This is a genomic window from Paenibacillus sp. (assembly GCF_035645235.1).
Lineage (GTDB): Bacteria > Bacillota > Bacilli > Paenibacillales > YIM-B00363 > Paenibacillus_AE.
In genome coordinates, this window is the sequence record NZ_DASQMZ010000003.1 from 1 (window position 1) to 2,994 (window position 2,994).

General features: G+C 57.8%; 1 protein-coding gene. It reads right to left on the minus strand.

What is annotated here, in order from left to right; all coding sequences use genetic code 11:
- On the minus strand, positions 1-2,887 hold a 2,887-nt coding region (locus tag VEZ38_RS00105; protein WP_324890678.1), incomplete at its 3' end, for a hypothetical protein.
- Positions 2,888-2,994 lie beyond the last annotated feature (107 nt).

Below are 2,994 nucleotides of genomic sequence, written 5' to 3' on the forward strand. Positions count from 1 at the left end.
GTCCTTCCTGGCCGATTCTCGGATGGAACTTGATTTGCGCGACGCGCTTCTCGTTGCCGGCGCCAAGGTCGATGCCGGTATGGCCGCCGTCCGGATACATGTAATCGAAATAAGTCGTCGGGTCTTTATCGAACGCCTTCTCGTATCCTGTGTCCGCCGTCCAAGACGGCGTGAGACCGAACGGAGCGCCTTCGATTTCCGTCAACTCCGAATCCGGAGGCGCAATGACCGGCGGCGCCGTCGGAGGACCCGGCTGCACCGGCGGCGGCGTCGGCGACCGATCCGTCGGGGAAAGCCCGTTGCCGACGATGTCGTAATTCTGCGTGCCGAGGTTATAAAGCCAGTCGTTCGGATCGATGTTGTAAAACGCATTGTTTCGCAAGGTAAGGCCATAGGCCTTCAGCAATCCTTGGAACAGGTACTTCTTGGATTCCACATAGTTGTTTTCGTAAATCGTATTCGTCGAATCGCCGCTCGGGGTGACGATGCCGTTGGCCGGGTCGTCGTCGTTATACCCGATGTGCGCGGCGGACAAATAGAGGCCCGCGTCATACGTCGGCGATTCGTTCCCGTGCGGGTAATTCGTAGGCGGCGTCTGCCCGTTCCCGTAGATTTCGTTGTCCTTGAATTCGTTCGCGAAGGACTGAATGCCGAAATACGGTCCTTTGGTCGGATGGGACGAGACGTTCGGGTCGTCGACGAATCGTTCGGACACGATCCCGATATGCGCGTTCGCGCTTAGCGGGGAGACGCCGGTCAAGATATTGCCCTCCACGCGGTTATAATAATTCGGCGAAAATGCCGCGAGGCGGATGTCGTTCGTCTTTTGTTTCGTAACCGGGTCGACCTGGTACGCGAAATTGTTCACGCTCCAGATGAACACCCCCTCCGAATTCGTACTCCAGTTATCGGACACGACGCTGTCGTAGGCGTTGCCGAACAACCAGATGCCTTTGTCGTTATCCGTAATTGCATTCTTGTACACCGTCACGTTGTCGTTGGGCGTAATCATCGTCCATTTGCTCGTCTGGTCCGGCTCGACGTCCCAGTTCGGCGTAACCCCGATCGTATTTCCCGTGATACCGGTGATTTTCCGAAGTTGCCCGACTCCTTTCCCTTCCACGATCAGGACGGCCGGGTAGCTGTACATCGGGATAATCGCTTTCGAGGCATCCGCCGGGAACGGCTTCACCGGCGCGACGGTCATCGCGTTGCTCGGGCTCTGCCCGGTGACGGTGCCGTAATTGAAATACCCGCCCGGCGCTTCGGACATGATCGCTTCGCCGTCGTTCGCGCTATCCTGGTCGCCCGCCACGAGGGTCGAATCGCGCACGGAACGCATGCCCGAAATAAAGTTCCCCGTCACGTAAGCGTTCGTTCGGATGGACAAGCCGTGCTTTTCCGAATTCAGCCGCTGGTCGCCGACCAACGTATTGCCTTTCGCCACGGTGTATTCGGCCGAGTCGATGAATACGCCGTGGGCGTATTGGAAATAGTTGTCCGTGATCATGGAATATTGATTCACGTAGTTATGGTTGTATCCGGAGAACGCGTCGAAGTAACTATTCTGGACCAAAAGACGTTCCTTCCCGATCGTCATCATCGGATAGCCTCTTCGATCGGTGTCGTAGACACGCTTCCATTCCTTCACGCCGGGTTGACCTTCCACGTCGACCCACTTCATGACTTCCGGCACTTGGTAGTCGTAATCGAGCTTGACGTTCTTGACGAACATCTGCTCGGCGGTCCGCTTCGTCGTGTCGCAGCACACGATGTCGTCCCAAGGCTGCCCGAGTCGAATGAACGTATCCGGACGATAGAAGACGTCGATCCCGTCCTTGTTGTTCTTGTCGGCCGTGATGCGGAGGTTCGCAATGCCGACCTTCCCTTGGTACTCGCCGTTGACCGCTCTGCTTTCGATCATGGATACTTTCGTATCGGATCTGCCGATATACATCAAGGTCGTCTTATCCCAGTCGCCGCCGTCCAGCACGACCTTCGGCGGCAGCTGCAGCGTCGTCACCTTGTAGAAACCTCTCAAGACGAGCCGACCGCCGTTCGGGCCCAGGTCGTCGATCGCCTGCTGCAGCGCGGAGGTGTCGTCCCCGCCGCTCGGCGTAGGCCCCTTCACTTCCGTCCAGTTGAAATTTCGCGCCCAGGCGACGCCTAAATCCAGCGGGTCGTCGGTCGCATCGTTGCCGGAGACGATCGTGAGCTGCTGCCCGCTGATCGGCTTCGCCCAATGCCCGCCGTTATCGTTGGACACCTCGACATCATATGTCCCCAGGGGAACGGCGGCGGCGCTTCCCGCTTGATCGATCGTAAACTCGACCGCATAGGCATTGGAAGACGTCACCGTCAGTTCGACCACGGCCGGGCCGTTCAATCGGACCTTCGTCTGATTCGGCGCGCCGAACTCGTCCCCTTGCAGGTTACGACCGACCAAGGTTAGGCGCTGCCCTTCCCACGCTTCTTTCTCGGAGATCCATTGCGGCCTTGCCATGTTCAGCTTCTTGGGCTCGCTCCACGGTCCCTCCGGGGCGGTTTTCACCCAGACATTGTAGATGCCTGCCGGGGCCTCGTCCGGCAAAATCGCGACCGCGTAATTGGATTTGGCATCGGTTTGCAGAACTTCCGGGTAGTACGCTCCCGACGTAGGACCGGCAAGAGACGGACTGTTGGACGCCAATTGGACGGCCACCGACAAGTTCGTCTCCGTCAAGTCCCAACCGGTAATGGTAAACGACTCCCCCGGCTCGACCGCGTCCGATACGAAGTTGATTTTCGGCACGGCGTTCGCGCGCGCGTCCGGAGCGGTGCTTGCCGATAGCAAGGCGCCAAGCAGCAAAGCGAAAGAGGACAAGATATGCAAGCCTCTTCTTAACATCAGTCATTACCTCCATTCGTTTTCGATTCGTTGGATACGTCTAAGGCGTTGCGGCGAAAATCGAAATGAGATTCGGTTGATTCACCTCCTGAATGACTTGATCCATC